The 14,799-nt window shown below is 68.1% G+C and carries 14 protein-coding genes; 11 read left to right on the top strand and 3 right to left on the bottom strand.

Going from position 1 to position 14,799, the window contains the following annotated elements:
* Positions 1–59 precede the first annotated feature (59 nt).
* From lysS to dhaM, 10 genes are all read left to right on the top strand, one after another.
* Positions 60–1,592: a lysine--tRNA ligase gene (gene lysS / locus AC1DKN_RS00805; protein WP_223914694.1), complete on the top strand. Its 1,533-nt coding sequence runs from the start codon at positions 60–62 to the stop codon at positions 1,590–1,592.
* 2 nt (positions 1,593–1,594) lie between these two features.
* Entirely contained in the window at positions 1,595–1,765 is a 171-nt protein-coding gene (locus AC1DKN_RS00800) for a hypothetical protein (protein ID WP_223914693.1), read from the top strand.
* A gap of 152 nt (positions 1,766–1,917) precedes the next feature.
* Entirely contained in the window at positions 1,918–2,244 is a 327-nt protein-coding gene (locus AC1DKN_RS00795; RefSeq protein WP_028276918.1) for a histone-like nucleoid-structuring protein Lsr2, read from the top strand.
* A 591-nt stretch (positions 2,245–2,835) separates the two neighbouring features.
* Complete coding sequence (locus AC1DKN_RS00790) at positions 2,836–5,328, top strand: ATP-dependent Clp protease ATP-binding subunit (RefSeq protein ID WP_028276917.1); 2,493 nt, start codon at positions 2,836–2,838, stop codon at positions 5,326–5,328.
* 252 nt (positions 5,329–5,580) lie between these two features.
* Positions 5,581–7,704: a S9 family peptidase gene (locus AC1DKN_RS00785; protein ID WP_476870199.1), complete on the top strand. Its 2,124-nt coding sequence runs from the start codon at positions 5,581–5,583 to the stop codon at positions 7,702–7,704.
* A 61-nt stretch (positions 7,705–7,765) separates the two neighbouring features.
* On the top strand, positions 7,766–8,299 hold the full coding sequence (locus AC1DKN_RS00780; protein ID WP_230009315.1) for an amino-acid N-acetyltransferase: 534 nt from the start codon (positions 7,766–7,768) through the stop codon (positions 8,297–8,299).
* A 231-nt stretch (positions 8,300–8,530) separates the two neighbouring features.
* Complete coding sequence (locus AC1DKN_RS00775; protein WP_476849902.1) at positions 8,531–8,812, top strand: hypothetical protein; 282 nt, start codon at positions 8,531–8,533, stop codon at positions 8,810–8,812.
* A gap of 157 nt (positions 8,813–8,969) precedes the next feature.
* Positions 8,970–9,971: a dihydroxyacetone kinase subunit DhaK gene (gene dhaK / locus AC1DKN_RS00770; RefSeq protein ID WP_476849901.1), complete on the top strand. Its 1,002-nt coding sequence runs from the start codon at positions 8,970–8,972 to the stop codon at positions 9,969–9,971.
* Positions 9,972–9,973: 2 nt separating this feature from the next.
* Entirely contained in the window at positions 9,974–10,606 is a 633-nt protein-coding gene (dhaL, locus tag AC1DKN_RS00765) for a dihydroxyacetone kinase subunit DhaL (RefSeq protein WP_223914688.1), read from the top strand.
* Positions 10,603–11,274: a dihydroxyacetone kinase phosphoryl donor subunit DhaM gene (dhaM, locus tag AC1DKN_RS00760; protein ID WP_476849900.1), complete on the top strand. Its 672-nt coding sequence runs from the start codon at positions 10,603–10,605 to the stop codon at positions 11,272–11,274. Before dhaL ends, dhaM begins: the two co-directional genes overlap by 4 nt.
* 3 nt (positions 11,275–11,277) lie before the next feature.
* Here dhaM and AC1DKN_RS00755 read toward each other — a convergent pair whose 3' ends face one another.
* Together AC1DKN_RS00755 and AC1DKN_RS00750 are read right to left on the bottom strand one after the other, a co-directional pair.
* Positions 11,278–11,775: a hypothetical protein gene (locus tag AC1DKN_RS00755; RefSeq protein WP_476870198.1), complete on the bottom strand. Its 498-nt coding sequence runs from the start codon at positions 11,773–11,775 to the stop codon at positions 11,278–11,280.
* Between the two features lie 16 nt (positions 11,776–11,791).
* Positions 11,792–12,610, bottom strand: coding sequence for an HhH-GPD family protein (locus AC1DKN_RS00750; protein ID WP_476870339.1), 819 nt, complete (start codon positions 12,608–12,610; stop codon positions 11,792–11,794).
* Positions 12,611–12,903: 293 nt separating this feature from the next.
* Between AC1DKN_RS00750 and AC1DKN_RS00745 the strand changes: the two genes are divergently transcribed.
* A complete protein-coding gene (locus AC1DKN_RS00745; protein WP_476870197.1) occupies positions 12,904–13,620 on the top strand; it encodes a hypothetical protein in 717 nt (238 codons plus the stop codon).
* 55 nt (positions 13,621–13,675) lie between these two features.
* Here the strand turns inward: AC1DKN_RS00745 and disA are convergent, their stop codons facing one another.
* Complete coding sequence (gene disA / locus AC1DKN_RS00740) at positions 13,676–14,752, bottom strand: DNA integrity scanning diadenylate cyclase DisA (protein ID WP_018774911.1); 1,077 nt, start codon at positions 14,750–14,752, stop codon at positions 13,676–13,678.
* Positions 14,753–14,799 lie beyond the last annotated feature (47 nt).

The following is a 14,799-nucleotide window of genomic DNA, read 5'->3' as shown; positions in this document are numbered from 1 at the left end:
CCCGGGCAGAACCGGGCCGGGACCTTCCCGGACGCAAATCGACGGTAAACTTGGGGATTGTGACTTCCCAAAACACCCCCACCCCGAACAACGCCGCCGAGCCGCATGATGCCAGCGAACAGACCCGCATCCGCATGGAGAAGCGCGCCAAGCTGATCGAACGCGGCGTCGAGGCATATCCGGTGGGTGTCGAACGCACGCACTCGCTCACGGAAATCCGGGAGAAATACGCCTACCTGCAGGCCGATGAAACAACTGGCGACGCCGTTGGCGTGACCGGCCGCATCGTCTTCATCCGCAACACGGGCAAACTCTGCTTCGCCACCCTCCAGGAGGGCGGCCTGGACGGGAAGGCCGTGCGGCTGCAGGTCATGCTGAGCCTGGCCAACATCGGTGAGGAGGCGCTCGCGGAGTGGAAGTCTCTCGTGGACCTCGGCGATCACGTCTTCATCAAGGGCGAGGTCATTTCCTCACGCCGCGGCGAACTCTCCGTCATGGCGGATTCCTGGACCATGGCCTCGAAGGCGCTGCGCCCGCTGCCCGTGCTGCACGCCGGGCTGAACGAAGAAACGCGTGTCCGCCAGCGCTACGTGGACCTCATTGTCCGAGACGAAGCCCGCGAGATGGTGTACACCCGCGCCGCGATCACCCGCTCCATCCGCGAAACCCTGCACCGCCAGGGCTACGTTGAGGTGGAAACCCCCATGCTGCAGCTGGTTCACGGCGGCGCCACGGCCCGTCCCTTCGAGACGCACATGAACGCCTTCGACCAGAAGATGACGCTGCGCATCGCTACCGAGCTCTACCTCAAGCGCACGGTGGTCGGCGGGATCGACCGCGTCTACGACATGGGCCGGGTCTTCCGCAACGAGGGCGTGGACTCCACGCACAGCCCCGAGTTCACCACCCTGGAGTCCTACGAGGCGTGGGCGGACCAGTTCGTCATGGCGGACCGGATCAAGGAGATCATCCTGGACGCCGCCGACGCCGCCGGTGTGGGCCGCGTGCTGCAGACCGAAGCCGGGGAGATCAACCTCGACGGCGAATGGACCTGGCTGGCGGTCTACCCGGGACTGTCCGACTTCGTGGGCCAGGAAGTAACCCCCGACACCCCGGTTGCCGAGCTGCTGGAGCTGGCTGCCAAGCACGAGGTCAAGGTCGACGCCGCCTGGGAAGCCGAGAAGCTCGTCGTCGAACTCTTCGGTGAACTGGTGGAGCCGACGTTGCTCAACCCCACGTTCGTCTACGACTATCCGCCGTCCGCGCAGCCGCTGGCCCGCCAGCACCGCGAAGACGGCCGCCTGATCGAGGCCTGGGACCTCATCATCGGCGGCATGGAGCGGGGCACGGCGTTCTCCGAACTGATCGACCCGGTCATCCAGCGCGAACGCCTCACCGAACAGTCCCGCCGTTCCGCAGCGGGTGACGTGGAGGCAATGCAGCTGGACGAAGACTTCCTCCGTGCGCTCGAGTATGGCGCGCCGCCCATGGGCGGGATCGGCCTCGGCATCGACCGGCTCGTGATGCTCTTCACCGGAGCCGGCATCCGCGAAACGATCCTCTTCCCCCTGTTGAAGCCCGAAGGACACTGAGCATGGACTATATCGCCGTATTGCTGCCCCCCATCGTGGTGGGCCTGCTTTTCTGGTTTGCCATGAAATCCATATTCAATGCCGACAAATCAGAGCGGCAGGCAGAAGCCCGCGCCCATGCCGAGGCCGAAACTAGGGCCAAAGGACCGGAATCCGGGACCCTGGGAAGCTAATTACCCGAAAGAAGTAATAGTTCCCTATTGCCGCCTTAGGTTTTCCTTTGGACAGAGTTTTGCGCTTTGACTCCCTGCTGTAACGCGGAGGATACTTATTCCAGATACATCCTGCTTTTCTAAACGCTCGATCTTTGGAAAGAGAGTCCTTTATGGCACAGAAAGTAAAAATCATCCTCGTTGATGATCTGGATGGGGGATCCGCGGACGAAACTGTCCGGTTTGGCCTTGACGGCGTCAGCTACGAAATTGACCTGTCGTCAAGCAATGCATCAGAACTGCGCTCCGCGGTGGACCGATTTGTGACGCACGCGCGCAAAACGTCAAGCGGACGCGCCACGCGCACGAAAATTTCCAGCGGACGGAATCAGGACTCTGCCCAGATCCGCCAGTGGGCACGGGACAACGGCTATGCGGTAAACAGCCGCGGACGCATCCAGGCTGAAATTCAGGAAGCCTACCAAAAGGCTAATTCCTAGCAGGGCCCGGCGTCAGGCCGCAGTGCCGGGCCCGGCATGTGGGCGCAGTATCAAGCCGCAATACACGTTTCATGCCGTCGTAATCGAGCGTCTGTCAAATGCCAATGCCCCCGTTATCTGACGGGGGCATTGCCATGCCGGCGTCGGTGCGCCCGTCCGGCAGATCGGCCCGCCCGTCCGGCGATGAACAGGCTCCGCCGCCCATGTTCCTCCCCTGCAGCATTTCCAGGCATATGTCCCGCACGAAGTGAACCATTTGCCGACGGTGGCCGCTATGGGGCCAGGCTTAGCGGCCATCTTCGTCAATTCGGGCACCTTTGCGCTGCCGACGGCGCCCGTCCGGCGGTGCGCCCGTCCACCCGGCCGGCCAGCTTAGCGGCCGGTTGCGCCGATCCGGAAGGGCCGAATGCGCCCTTCCGGAAGGGCCGGTTGCGCCCGTCCGGTGGGGTTCCGGGCGGTTCTTGCCCCTTGTCCGGGACCCAGTCCGGGCGCGGTTGCGCAACCCTCCGGTTTCCCCTGTGGCGAACAAGCCCCAAATCTGGAACCCGGCCACGTAGCATCAAAGTACGTCGTAGCTAGGAGTGTGGCGAAATGTTTGAGCGATTTACGGACCGTGCCCGTCGCGTAGTTGTGCTTGCCCAAGAAGAGGCACGCATGCTGAACCACAATTACATTGGTACCGAACACATCCTCTTGGGTCTGATCCATGAGGGTGAAGGTGTTGCCGCCAAAGCCCTTGAATCCTTGAGCATTTCGCTCGACGGTGTCCGCGAGCAGGTCCAGGAGATCATCGGCCAGGGCCAGCAGGCGCCCTCCGGCCACATCCCCTTTACCCCCCGCGCCAAGAAGGTCCTGGAGCTCTCGCTGCGCGAGGCGCTGCAGCTGGGGCATAACTACATTGGTACCGAGCACATCCTCCTCGGCCTTATCCGGGAGGGCGAAGGCGTTGCCGCCCAGGTGCTCGTCAAGCTCGGCGCAGACCTGAACCGGGTCCGCTCGCAGGTCATCCAGCTGCTCTCGGGTTACCAGGGCAAGGAAGCCACGGGCGCCGGTGTCGGCCCCGGGCAGGCTGAGGGGACCCCGGCCGGGTCCGTTGTCCTGGACCAGTTCGGCCGCAACCTGACCCAGGCGGCGCGCGAGAACAAACTGGACCCCGTGATCGGCCGCGAGCAGGAAATGGAACGCGTCATGCAGGTCCTTTCCCGCCGCACCAAGAACAACCCCGTGCTGATTGGTGAGCCCGGCGTCGGCAAGACCGCCGTCGTCGAGGGCCTGGCCCAGGCGATCGTCCGCGGGGACGTCCCGGAGACCATCAAGGACAAGCAGCTTTACACGCTGGACCTCGGGTCCCTCGTGGCCGGCTCCCGCTACCGCGGCGACTTCGAAGAGCGCCTGAAGAAGGTCCTCAAGGAGATCCGCACGCGCGGTGACATCATCCTGTTCATCGATGAGATCCACACCCTGGTGGGTGCCGGTGCCGCCGAAGGCGCCATCGATGCGGCCTCGATCCTGAAGCCCATGCTGGCCCGCGGCGAACTCCAGACCATCGGGGCCACCACGCTGGACGAATACCGCAAGCACATCGAGAAGGATGCCGCGCTGGAGCGCCGCTTCCAGCCGATCCAGGTCAAGGAACCCTCCGTCGCGCACGCGATCGAGATCCTCAAGGGCCTCCGCGACCGGTATGAGGCGCACCACCGGGTCACCATCACCGACGGCGCCCTCGCCTCGGCGGCGGCCCTTTCCGAACGCTACATCTCGGACCGCTTCCTGCCGGACAAGGCGATCGACCTGATCGACGAGGCAGGTGCGCGGTTGCGTATCCGCCGCATGACTGCTCCGCCGGAGCTCAAGATCATGGACGAGAAGATCGCCGCCATGAAGCTGGAGAAGGAATCCGCGATCGACGCGCAGGACTTCGAAGGCGCCGCGTCGCTGCGCGACAAGGAGCAGAAGCTCATTGCCGAGCGCGCCGAAAAGGAACGCCAGTGGAAGACCGGCGGCATGGACGACATCTCCGAAGTTGATGAAGACCTCATCGCTGAAGTGCTGGCGAACTCCACCGGCATCCCGGTCTTCAAGCTGACCGAGGAAGAGTCCTCGCGCCTGCTGAAGATGGAAGACGAGCTCCACAAGCGCGTGGTCGGCCAGAACGAGGCCATCAAGGCCCTGTCCCAGGCGATCCGGCGCACCCGTGCAGGCCTCAAGGACCCCAAGCGTCCGGGCGGCTCGTTCATCTTCGCCGGCCCCACCGGCGTCGGCAAGACCGAACTGGCCAAGGCCCTCGCCGAGTTCCTGTTCGGCGAGGAAGACGCCCTGATCACCCTGGACATGTCCGAGTACTCGGAGAAGCACACGGTGTCGCGGCTCTTCGGTGCCCCTCCGGGCTACGTGGGCTACGAGGAAGGCGGCCAGCTGACCGAGAAGGTCCGCCGTCGTCCGTTCTCCGTGGTCCTGTTCGATGAAGTGGAGAAGGCGCACGCCGATCTCTTCAACTCGCTCCTGCAGATCCTGGAAGACGGCCGCCTGACCGACTCCCAGGGCCGCGTGGTGGACTTCAAGAACACCGTGATCATCATGACCACGAACCTCGGCACCCGGGACATCTCCAAGAGCGTTGCCACCGGCTTCCAGTCCGGCACGGACACGCAGACCGGCTACAACCGGATGCGGGCCCGGGTCACGGAGGAGCTCAAGCAGCACTTCCGCCCCGAGTTCCTGAACCGCGTTGACGATGTTGTGGTCTTCCCGCAGCTGACCCAGGACGAGATCATCGAGATCGTGGACATGTTCGTCGCCCGCCTGGAGAAGCGCCTCAAGGACAAGGACATGGGCATCGAGCTCACGTCCGCGGCCAAGGTGCTCCTGGCGACCCGCGGCTACGACCCCGCCATGGGTGCCCGGCCGCTGCGCCGCACCATCCAGCGCGAGATCGAGGACCAGCTCTCCGAGAAGATCCTCTTCGGCGAACTGCACTCCGGCGACATCGTCGTGGTGGACGTCGAAGGCGAAGGCGACGACGCGAAGTTCACCTTCGCCGGCAATGCCAAGCCGCGCATCCCGGAGATCGCTCCGAGCGTCTAAGCACCATCAACAACGGCCCCGCTGCCCCGAAAGGGACGGCGGGGCCTTTGCGTTGCCCGCCGTCGTGAACCATTTGCCAGAGATGGCCGCTAGGGGACCTGGCTTAGCGGCCATCTTCGGCGGGCGGTGGGCGGTGTCCGTGCTGAAGCGCCAGGGCCCGTCCCGCATGATTCGGGAGCCCTATCTGAAAGCAACGTTTCACTCTTAGTGAACGTTTTGTGATCGATGCCACATTCGGTGTTGAATCGGTGCATGGCTGCTAAGGACTCAGAGACCCTGAGCGAACAACCCGAGACCCCCTTCCACGATCTGGACCACTACCTCGCGATCCCCAGAGTGAGCGGTTTGACGCTGAGCCCGGACGGCACCCGGCTGGTGACCACCGTGGCGACCCTCGGCGCGAAGGGCACCGAATACTGCACCGCGCTGTGGGAGGTGGATCCGGGCGGGGCCAAACAGGCCCGCCGGATCACGCGCAGCGCCAAAGGGGAGGCCGGTGCGGTGTTTGCCGCCAACGGCGACCTGTACTTCACCTCGGCCCGTCCCGATCCGGAGAGCCCCGAGGCCGACCCGGTGAACGCCCTCTGGATCCTGCCGTCCGACGGCGGCGAAGCCCGGGTGGCCTTGTCCCGGGCCGGCGGAATCGGCGGGGTCCACGCCGCCAAGGACGCCGACACCGTGGTGGTCGCGGCCTCGGTCCTGGCAGGCTCCACGGACGAGGACAATGACGAGGAACGCCGGAAAGCGCGCAAAGACAACAAGGTCGCGGCCATCCTGCACAGCGGCTACCCAGTCCGCTACTGGGACGCGGACCTGGGCCCGGCGCAGCCGCGGCTGTTCGCCGTCGAACCCGGAGACCCGTTGGAGGCCGGAAAGCCGGCCACCGTCGACGCCGCGCCGCCGCTGAAGCTGCGCAACCTGACGCCCGACGCCGGAACGCGGCTCAGGGACGCCGAATCGGTGCTCAGTCCGGACGGCACGACGATCTACAGCAGCTTCGCCAAGCCCCTCGCCAACGCCGATTCACGTTCCGTGCTGGTCGCCATCGACGTCGCCACCGGCACCCGCACGGTCCTGCTGGACACGGAAGGCCTGAGCTACTTCCCGGGCCCGGTCAGCCCGGACGGCCGGAGCCTGGTGGTGGTCAGCGAAAGCGACACCACGCCGCTGGCGGCGCCGCAGGTCAAGCTGCACCTCCTCCACGTCACTGGCCCGGCGGCAGGGGGCAGCGCCCTGACGCCGCTCGCCCATGACTGGGACCGCTGGGCCCGCCCCGCAGCATGGCTGCCGGACGGATCGGCCCTGCTGGTCACCGCCGACGAGGACGGCGCATCGCCGGTATTCCGGATCGGTGTGGCCGGAGACCCGGACGGGACGGCCCCGGTGCTACGCCTGACGGCCGACGCCGCGGCGTACACCGACGTCGTCGTCGCACCGGACGGACACAGCGCCTACGCCCTGCGCAGCTCCTACGAATTCCCCGCCGAACCTGTGCGGATCGACCTCGCCTCCGGTGACGTCGTCCGCCTGCCCGCGCCCGCGGAACGCCCGCACTTCAAGGGCACGCTGGAGCGCGTGGAGACGACGGCGGCCGACGGCGCCCGTGTGCCCGCGTACCTGGCCCTGCCCGAGGCCGCGTCCGCCGCGGCCCCGGCCCCGCTGCTGCTCTGGATCCATGGCGGCCCGCTGGGATCCTGGAACGCCTGGACGTGGCGCTGGAACCCGTGGCTGCTGGTGGCGCGCGGCTACGCGGTGCTGCTCCCGGACCCTGCCCTCTCCACCGGCTACGGTCAGGACCACATCCAGCGCGGCTGGGGGGAATGGGGCAAGGCTCCGTTCACCGACCTGATGGCCATCACCGACGCCGTCGTGCAGCGCTCCGACATCGACCAGACGCGCACGGCCGCCATGGGCGGCTCGTTCGGCGGGTACATGGCCAACTGGGTGGCCGGGCAGACGGACCGCTTCAAGGCAATCGTCACGCACGCCAGCCTCTGGGCCCTGGACCAGTTCGGCCCCACCACCGACGCCGCGCAGTACTGGCTCAAGGAGATGACGGCAGAGATGGCGCTGGAGAACTCCCCGCACCTGCACGTGGAGAACATCCGCACTCCCATGCTGGTCATCCATGGCGACAAGGACTACCGCGTGCCGATCGGCGAGGGACTCCGGCTCTGGTACGAGCTGCTCGCCAAGTCGCAGCTGGCGGCGGACGGAAACGGCGAAACGGACCACCGTTTCCTGTATTTCCCGGACGAGAACCACTGGATCCTGCAGCCGCAGCACGCCAAGGTCTGGTACGGCGTCGTGGAGCACTTCCTGGCCAGGAACCTGCTGGACAAGGACGTTCCCGTCCCCGACGAACTAGGTCTCTGACGGCCCGGGGCCCGTGCCGGCAGGGAGCCGGCCGCGCCCGGGGCACCCGTAAGATTGGGCTGTGACTGAGACCGTGACTGAGACCGCCACTGAGACGATCCGCATCCGCCCCGCCCGCACCGACGACGTTGGCGCCATCAAGACCCTCGTGGCGCCGCTGGCTGACCAGCGGATCCTCATGGCCAAGGAAACCGTGGCCTATTACGAAAGCCTGCAGGAGTTCCGGATCGCAGAATCCGAAGACGGCGAGGTGATCGGCTGCGGGGCGCTGCACGTCATGTGGGAGGACCTCGCCGAGGTCCGCACGCTCGCGGCCTCGGACGTCTGGCGCGGCAAGGGCGTGGGCCACGCGCTGGTGGAGCGCCTGCTGGAGGATGCCCGCGCGCTGGGAGTCTCCCGGGTCTTCTGCCTGACGTTCGAAGTGGAGTTCTTCAAGAAGCACGGCTTTGAAGTCATGGCTGACCAGACCGCCGTCGACCCCGTGGTGTATTCCGAGCTCCTGCGCTCGCACGACGAAGGCGTGGCCGAGTTCCTGGACCTGGCGCGGGTTAAACCGAACACGCTGGGCAACACCAGGATGATCAAGGAGCTGTAGCCCCGCCGGGTTGCGGCTGCTCCGCGGCCGGCGAGGGCGGTGCCGGCAGCCGAAGCGGCGCCCCGGTCGGCGAAGGCGGCGTCCCGGCCGGCGAAGACGGCGCCGGCGTCGGCGGCCGCCAGGAACTCGACGTCCACGCAGGGCTTCCCTTCAATAAATTTGATGGATAAACTGATGCCGGCCCAGGGGGTGGGCCGCCATACTTCCGGAGGCAAAAAATTGCACAAAGCCGTGATTTTTCCCGATCTCTCCGCAATCCACAGGTCAATCGCCAGCGCTCCGGCAGGGCCGCCGGACCAGCCGCTGGAAGCGCTGCCGCCCGAGCCCGCCAACCACTCCTCGCCCGGCGCCGGCGCCGGCGTGACGGGGCAGACCGCCGGGGCGGTATCTGCCGCGTCAGGACCGCCGGCCGCGTCCCGCGCCCGCAAGGGCCGGCTCGCCGCGCCGCCGTTCTCATGGCTGGGCGTGGACGCCTGGCCGCATTCTCCGGCGTGGGCCGACCAACAAGCCTGAAGCGCGTGGGTTCGGAACGCACGGCCACAACCCCGCCGCCCCGGGATTCGCAGCCCGCCAGGGAGCCCGGGCCGGGGGAACGGGGAGCCTACCGCCGGCCGTGCCCCGGTAGTAGGGTCTAAGCAAGCAGCCAGGACACCATCCAGGGAGCACCGCCATGAAGAAACTCATCAATGATCCCAAAGCCGTGGTCGACGAGTCAGTGGAAGGGTTCGGGCTTGCTCACGCCGACCTCGTGACCGTCTTCCCGGACCCGAAATACATCGTGCGCAAGGACGCTCCCGTCGCAGGGAAAGTCGGGCTCGTCTCCGGCGGCGGCAGCGGACACGAGCCGCTGCACGGCGGGTACGTGGGCCTGGGCATGCTCGACGCCGCCGTCCCGGGCGCCGTGTTCACCTCTCCCACTCCGGACCAGATCCTGCCGGCCACGCTGGCCGTAAGCTCCGGCGCCGGCGTCGTGCACATCGTGAAGAACTACACCGGAGACGTCCTGAACTTCGAAACCGCCGCCGAACTCGCGCAGGCCGAAGGCGTCGAGATCCGCACCGTGCTCGTCAACGACGACGTCGCCGTGGAGGATTCGCTGTACACGGCCGGGCGCCGGGGCGTTGGCGGCACCGTCCTGGTCGAGAAAATCGCCGGTGCGGCCGCGGAGCGCGGTGACAACCTGGACGCCGTCGCCGCGATCGGTGACCGCGTCAACCAGAACGTGCGCAGCATGGGCGTGGCGCTGTCCGCCTGCACCGTTCCGCATGCCGGGGTGCCCAGTTTTGAGCTCGAGGAAAACGAGATCGAGATCGGCATCGGCATCCACGGCGAACCGGGACGGCACCGCATCCCGATGGAAAACGCCGACGGCATCACCGACCGGCTCCTGGATCCGGTGGTCAGCGACCTCGGCCTTGCTTCCGGGGACCAGGTGCTCCTGTTCGTCAACGGCATGGGCGGCACCCCGCAAAGCGAGCTGTACATCGTCTACCGCAGGGCCGCGCAGAAACTGGCCGAGCAGGGCGTCACCGTGGCCCGCTCCCTGGTGGGCAACTTCATCACCTCCCTCGAAATGCAGGGCTGCTCCATCACTGTCCTGCGCCTCGATGACGAGATGACAACGCTCTGGGACGCTCCAGTGCACACTCCGGCCCTTCGCTGGGGCGTCTGACCGTGGGCTTGGACGTCGGCTGGGCGGTGCGGTGGCTGACGCTTTCGGCGCAGGCCATGGCGGAACACCGGGTGGAACTGATCGAGCTGGACCGGCCCATCGGGGACTCGGACCACGGCGAGAACATGGACCGCGGCTTCAGGGCCGTGATGGACAAACTTGCCGAGGCGCCGCCGGAAACCCCGGCCGCGGCGCTGAAACTGACGGCCATGACGCTGATGTCCAAGGTCGGCGGGGCGGCCGGCCCGCTTTACGGCACGGCGTTCCTGCGGGCCGCCACGGCCCTGGGTGAGAGCTCCGACGTCGACGCCGCCACCCTCGCCGCCGCGCTGCAGGCCGCCCGCGACGGGATCGTCGCCCGCGGCAAGGCCGAATCCGGCGACAAGACCATGGTGGACGCCTGGACTCCCGCGATCGAGGCGGCCGCCGCAGCGGCTGGCGACGGCGACGGGGACGTCAGAAAGGTGCTGCTTGCCGCGGCGGAAGCCGCCGAAGCCGGCGCCGTGTCCACGGATCCGATGCTCGCCCGCAAGGGCCGGGCCAGCTACCTGGGGGAGCGCAGCATCGGCCACCGCGACCCCGGAGCGGTCTCCAGCGCGCTGATTCTGCGCGCCGCGGCCGGAGCGGCCGAATGACAGTCCGGCTGGTGGTCGTCTCGCACAGCTCCAAGATCGCGGACGGCGCCGTCGAACTCGCCGCGCAGATGGCTCCCGACGTCCTGATCCTCCCCGCCGGCGGCACCGACGACGGCCGCATCGGCACGAGCCTGGACAAGGTCATGGCGGCCCTGGAGCAGGCTGCCGGTGACGGTGTGGTGGTGCTCGCCGACCTCGGCTCCGCGGTGATGACGGCCGAGTCCGCTGCGGAGTTTGCAGCCGATCCAGGCTCGGTGCTGATTGCTGACGCGCCCATCGTCGAAGGACTCGTCGCGGCCGCGGTGGCTGCCCAGGCAGGGGCCGAAGCGGCAGCGGTGAAGGACGCGGCCGAGGCCGTCTACCGGCCCCCCGCCCATCCCGCGGAGGCGGGGCATGTGCACCAGCAGCCGCCGGACGCCACCGGGGACTTTGTGCTCGTCAACCAGACCGGCATGCATGCCCGGCCGGCAGCGAAGATCGCCGGAGGCCTGTCCGCCATGGACGCCGAGGTGACCGTGAACGGCGCCGATGGCGCCTCCATGACCGAGCTCATGATGCTTGCCGCCGGCAAGGGAACCGTCCTGCACGTGGAGGCCAGCGGCCCGGACGCCGCCAAGGCGGTCGACTACCTTGAACGCCTGGTCGGCTCGGGGTTCGGAGAACCGTAAGCGCTAGGGTGCCTGGCGGAGGCCGGCCGCGTCGAGCACCACGCTGGCGGTGATGAAGGTTCCGCACTGCTCACCAAACGGGTCTGCCGCCCGGGGCGTGAACGCCGCGGTCCTGGCCGGCAGCGGGTTCCCGGCGGTGTCCGTGCCCGTGGCCGTCACCTCGATCCGGCTGGCGCTCAGCGTCTCCATCATCAGCATTCCGGTCAGGGTGCCGTCGGGCGAAGAAGTGGCCGAGCAGACGCCGTCGCCGCCGTAGGGGCCCGGCTCGCAGCCTTGGTCCACGGCCGTGCTCCCGGGAACCAGCTCGAGGTCCGCCTCCTTGCAGCGGCCGTCCTGGCACGCGGCCAGATGGATGGTCCGCACTGACGGGGCGTACTCCCGGTCCACCGTGAGCGACACAACGGGCGCCTGGGCGATCGCCGGGCAGGCGGCCTCCGGCCGGCACGCGACAGCCACGACTGCGGTGAGGACCAGCACGGCCGCGGCCGCCAGCTTGCGCATGCTCCAGCGTAGATCCTCAGCCCGGGAGCCGGAAGCCGCCCTGGTGCAGTTCGGCGAGGCCGTCGCCCAGCAGCCCTGCCAGCGCCCGTTCCAGCTGCTCGGGGGCCGCGTTGAGCCGGTGCAGGGCCGCGAGCGGAATGCCGATGCCCTGCGGTTCGAAGCCCAGGTCCGCGGGGGCCTGGTGGAACAGGACCGGCGCCACGGGCTCCTCGGCTGCCCGCAGGACGGCCATCACGGCGCCGCGTACCTGCCGGTCCGTGCCGTGCCAGGCCTGTCCCTTGGGCGTGTACGTCGGCGCCGGCTCCCCGGCCGCCAGCCAGGCGCAGGACTCCCGGACAGGGCACTGGCCGCACTTGGGGGTCCGCGCAGTGCAGACCAGGGCGCCGAGTTCCATGACGGCGGCGTTCCAGCGCACCGAGGCGCCGGGGCGGTCCGGAAGCAGCGATGCCGCCAGCCGCATTTCGGCGGCGGTCAGCGCCTGCGCCGGCAGGGCAGAGCCGGTGACCAGCCGCGCGTGGACCCGGCGGATGTTGGTGTCCACCACCGTTTCGCGGCATCCGTAGGCGAACGCGGCGACGGCCGCGGCCGTGTAGCTGCCCACGCCCGGCAGGTCCAGGAGCTCGGTGTAGGTGCCGGGGACGGCCCCGCCGTGGCTGTCCCTGATGGCGACGGCGGCAGCATGAAGGCGCAGGGCGCGCCGGGGATATCCCAGCCGGCCCCAGGACCGGACGGCCTCCCCGGCGGGTTCGCCGGCCAGATCTGCCGGTTCCGGCCAACGGCGCAGCCACTCCTCCCAGACCGGCAGGACCCGGACCACCGGCGTCTGTTGGAGCATCACTTCGCTGACCAGCACACCCCAGGGCGAGCAGTCCGCGGCCCGCCACGGCAGATCCCTGGCGTTGGACGCGAACCAGTCATCCAGGGCCGCATGGAGCGCTGGGAGATTGTCGGCACGGCCGGGCGCCCCGGCGGGCAGGGGGTCCCGCGGTGCCGCGGCGGATACGGGGGGCGTGGGGGCTAGAGTTTCGATCCATTCAGCGTAATAGATCGGGGTAACGGATCGGGACGGCGTCAGGTCCCGCGGCGTGGTCGGGCGCCATAGCCCGCGCGGTTCTCTAGGCTAGAAGAATGGTCAGGCAAGGCACTTCAGGTACGGGCGGTTCGCGGCCGAAAGGTTCGGCCCCGGGGCAATCCGGGCGCAAATCCGGACGGCCCCCGCTGCGCCGGGTCTACCGCCGCCGCCGGCTGTTTGCAGGGGTGGTCCTGCTGCTCGCCATCGCCGTGGCCTTCGGCGGCTTTGTGGCGGTCTCGAATGCCATGGGCGGAGGCCCGTCTGCCGGCGCCCAGCCGTCCGGGGCAGCACCGTCGCCGGCGGCCAGCCCGGCTGGCTCCGCGTCGGGGAGCCCGACGGCGTCCGGGGAGGCTTCGGCCTCACCCACGGCCACATCGGGGGAGGGCTGCGAGCAGAATCTGATCACCGTTACGGCCGCCACCGACAAACAGGCTTACGCCGCCGGTGAGAAGCCGCTGCTGAGCCTCACGGTGACCAACAACAACAAGGTCCCGTGCGAGGTCAACATCGGGACGTCGCAGATGGAGTACATGATCACCAGCGGCTCGGACCGGATCTTCTCCTCCAAGGACTGCCAGGCGGAGAGCGCGGACCTGATGAAGACCATTGCTCCGGGCAAGAGCGAGACGGCGAACTTCCCGTGGCAGCGCAACCGCACGGTGCAGGGCTGCGAGCCCGTCGAGGCCACGCCCGGTGCCGGCGGCGCCTACTACGTCTTCACCGCGCGGCTGGCGAACAAGAACAGCCCCAAGGCCGTGTTCCAGCTCAGCTGACCCGCATAACTCCTGTTACCCCGACGATTACCCCCCGGTGGGCTTGTGGAGGGGGTTAGAGGAAGCGGTCCAGCAGGCTGGCCTCGGCCATGCGGCTCAGGCCCTCCCTGACGGTCCTGGCACGCTGGTCACCGATCCCGTCGACGGTCATGAGGTCATCGATTGTTGCCGCCATCAGGAACTGCAGGCCGCCGAAGTGGTCGACGAGCCGGTCGGCGACGGCCTTCGGCACGGCCTTGAGCCCGGAGAGCAGGCGGTAGCCGCGCGGCTGCACGACGGCGTCGAGGTTGGCCTCGCCGCCGGCGAAGCCGACGATCCCGGCGATCTTGCCCAGGTCGATCAGCTCGGTCGGGCCCAGGCTGACGAGGGCCTTGACCGCTTTGTCGATGTCCTCCGCTGTTGCGGCCGGCCCGGAGTAGTCGCGGATGATGACGTCGCTGCCCGGGCCGCGGCCGACGGTGAGCTCGTCCAGCTGCAGCGAGAGCAGGCGGCCGTCCTCGCCCAGTTCCAGGACGTACTGGGAGATTTCCTCGGAGATCCTGCGCACCATTTCCTGGCGCTGCAGGGTGACCGCGACGTCACGGACCGTCACCATGGCCTCGATTTCCAGGGCCGAGAGCGAGCTGGTGACCTGGTCCAGGCGCGAGCGGTAGCGTTCCAGGGTTGCCAGGGCCTGGTTGGCGCGGGCCAGTACCTTTTCGGAGCCCTCCAGGACGTGGCGCAGCCCGTGCACGTACAGCGCGATGATCTGCATTGACTGGCTGACCGAAATGACCGGGACGCCCGTCTGGATGGCCACGCGTTCCGCGGTCCGGTGCCTGGTGCCCGATTCCTGCGTTTCGATGCTCGAATCCGGGACGAGCTGGACCGCCGCGCGCAGTATATTGCTGGCATCCTTGTCGCAGACGATGGCGCCGTCCATCTTCGCCAGTTCCCGAAGCCGGGTGGGGGAGAAGTCGATGCCGATCTCGAAGCCGCCCGAACAGATGGACTCGATGGTCCTGTCGATGCCCAGCACGATCAGCGCGCCGGTCCGGCCGCGGAGGATGCGTTCCAGGCCGTCGCGGAGGGCTGTGCCCGGTGCCACCCTGGCCAGGGTCGCCTTGAGCGCATCTTCAGGGCTCCGAGCCATAGATTTCCCTTCAAAGGTGCAGGAACGAGCCTGCAAGTGCGCCGGAT

Source organism: Arthrobacter sp. 01N444 (assembly GCF_056399305.1).
Note: the sequence above shows the minus strand (reverse complement) of the source record. Positions and strands in the feature narration are given on the sequence as shown.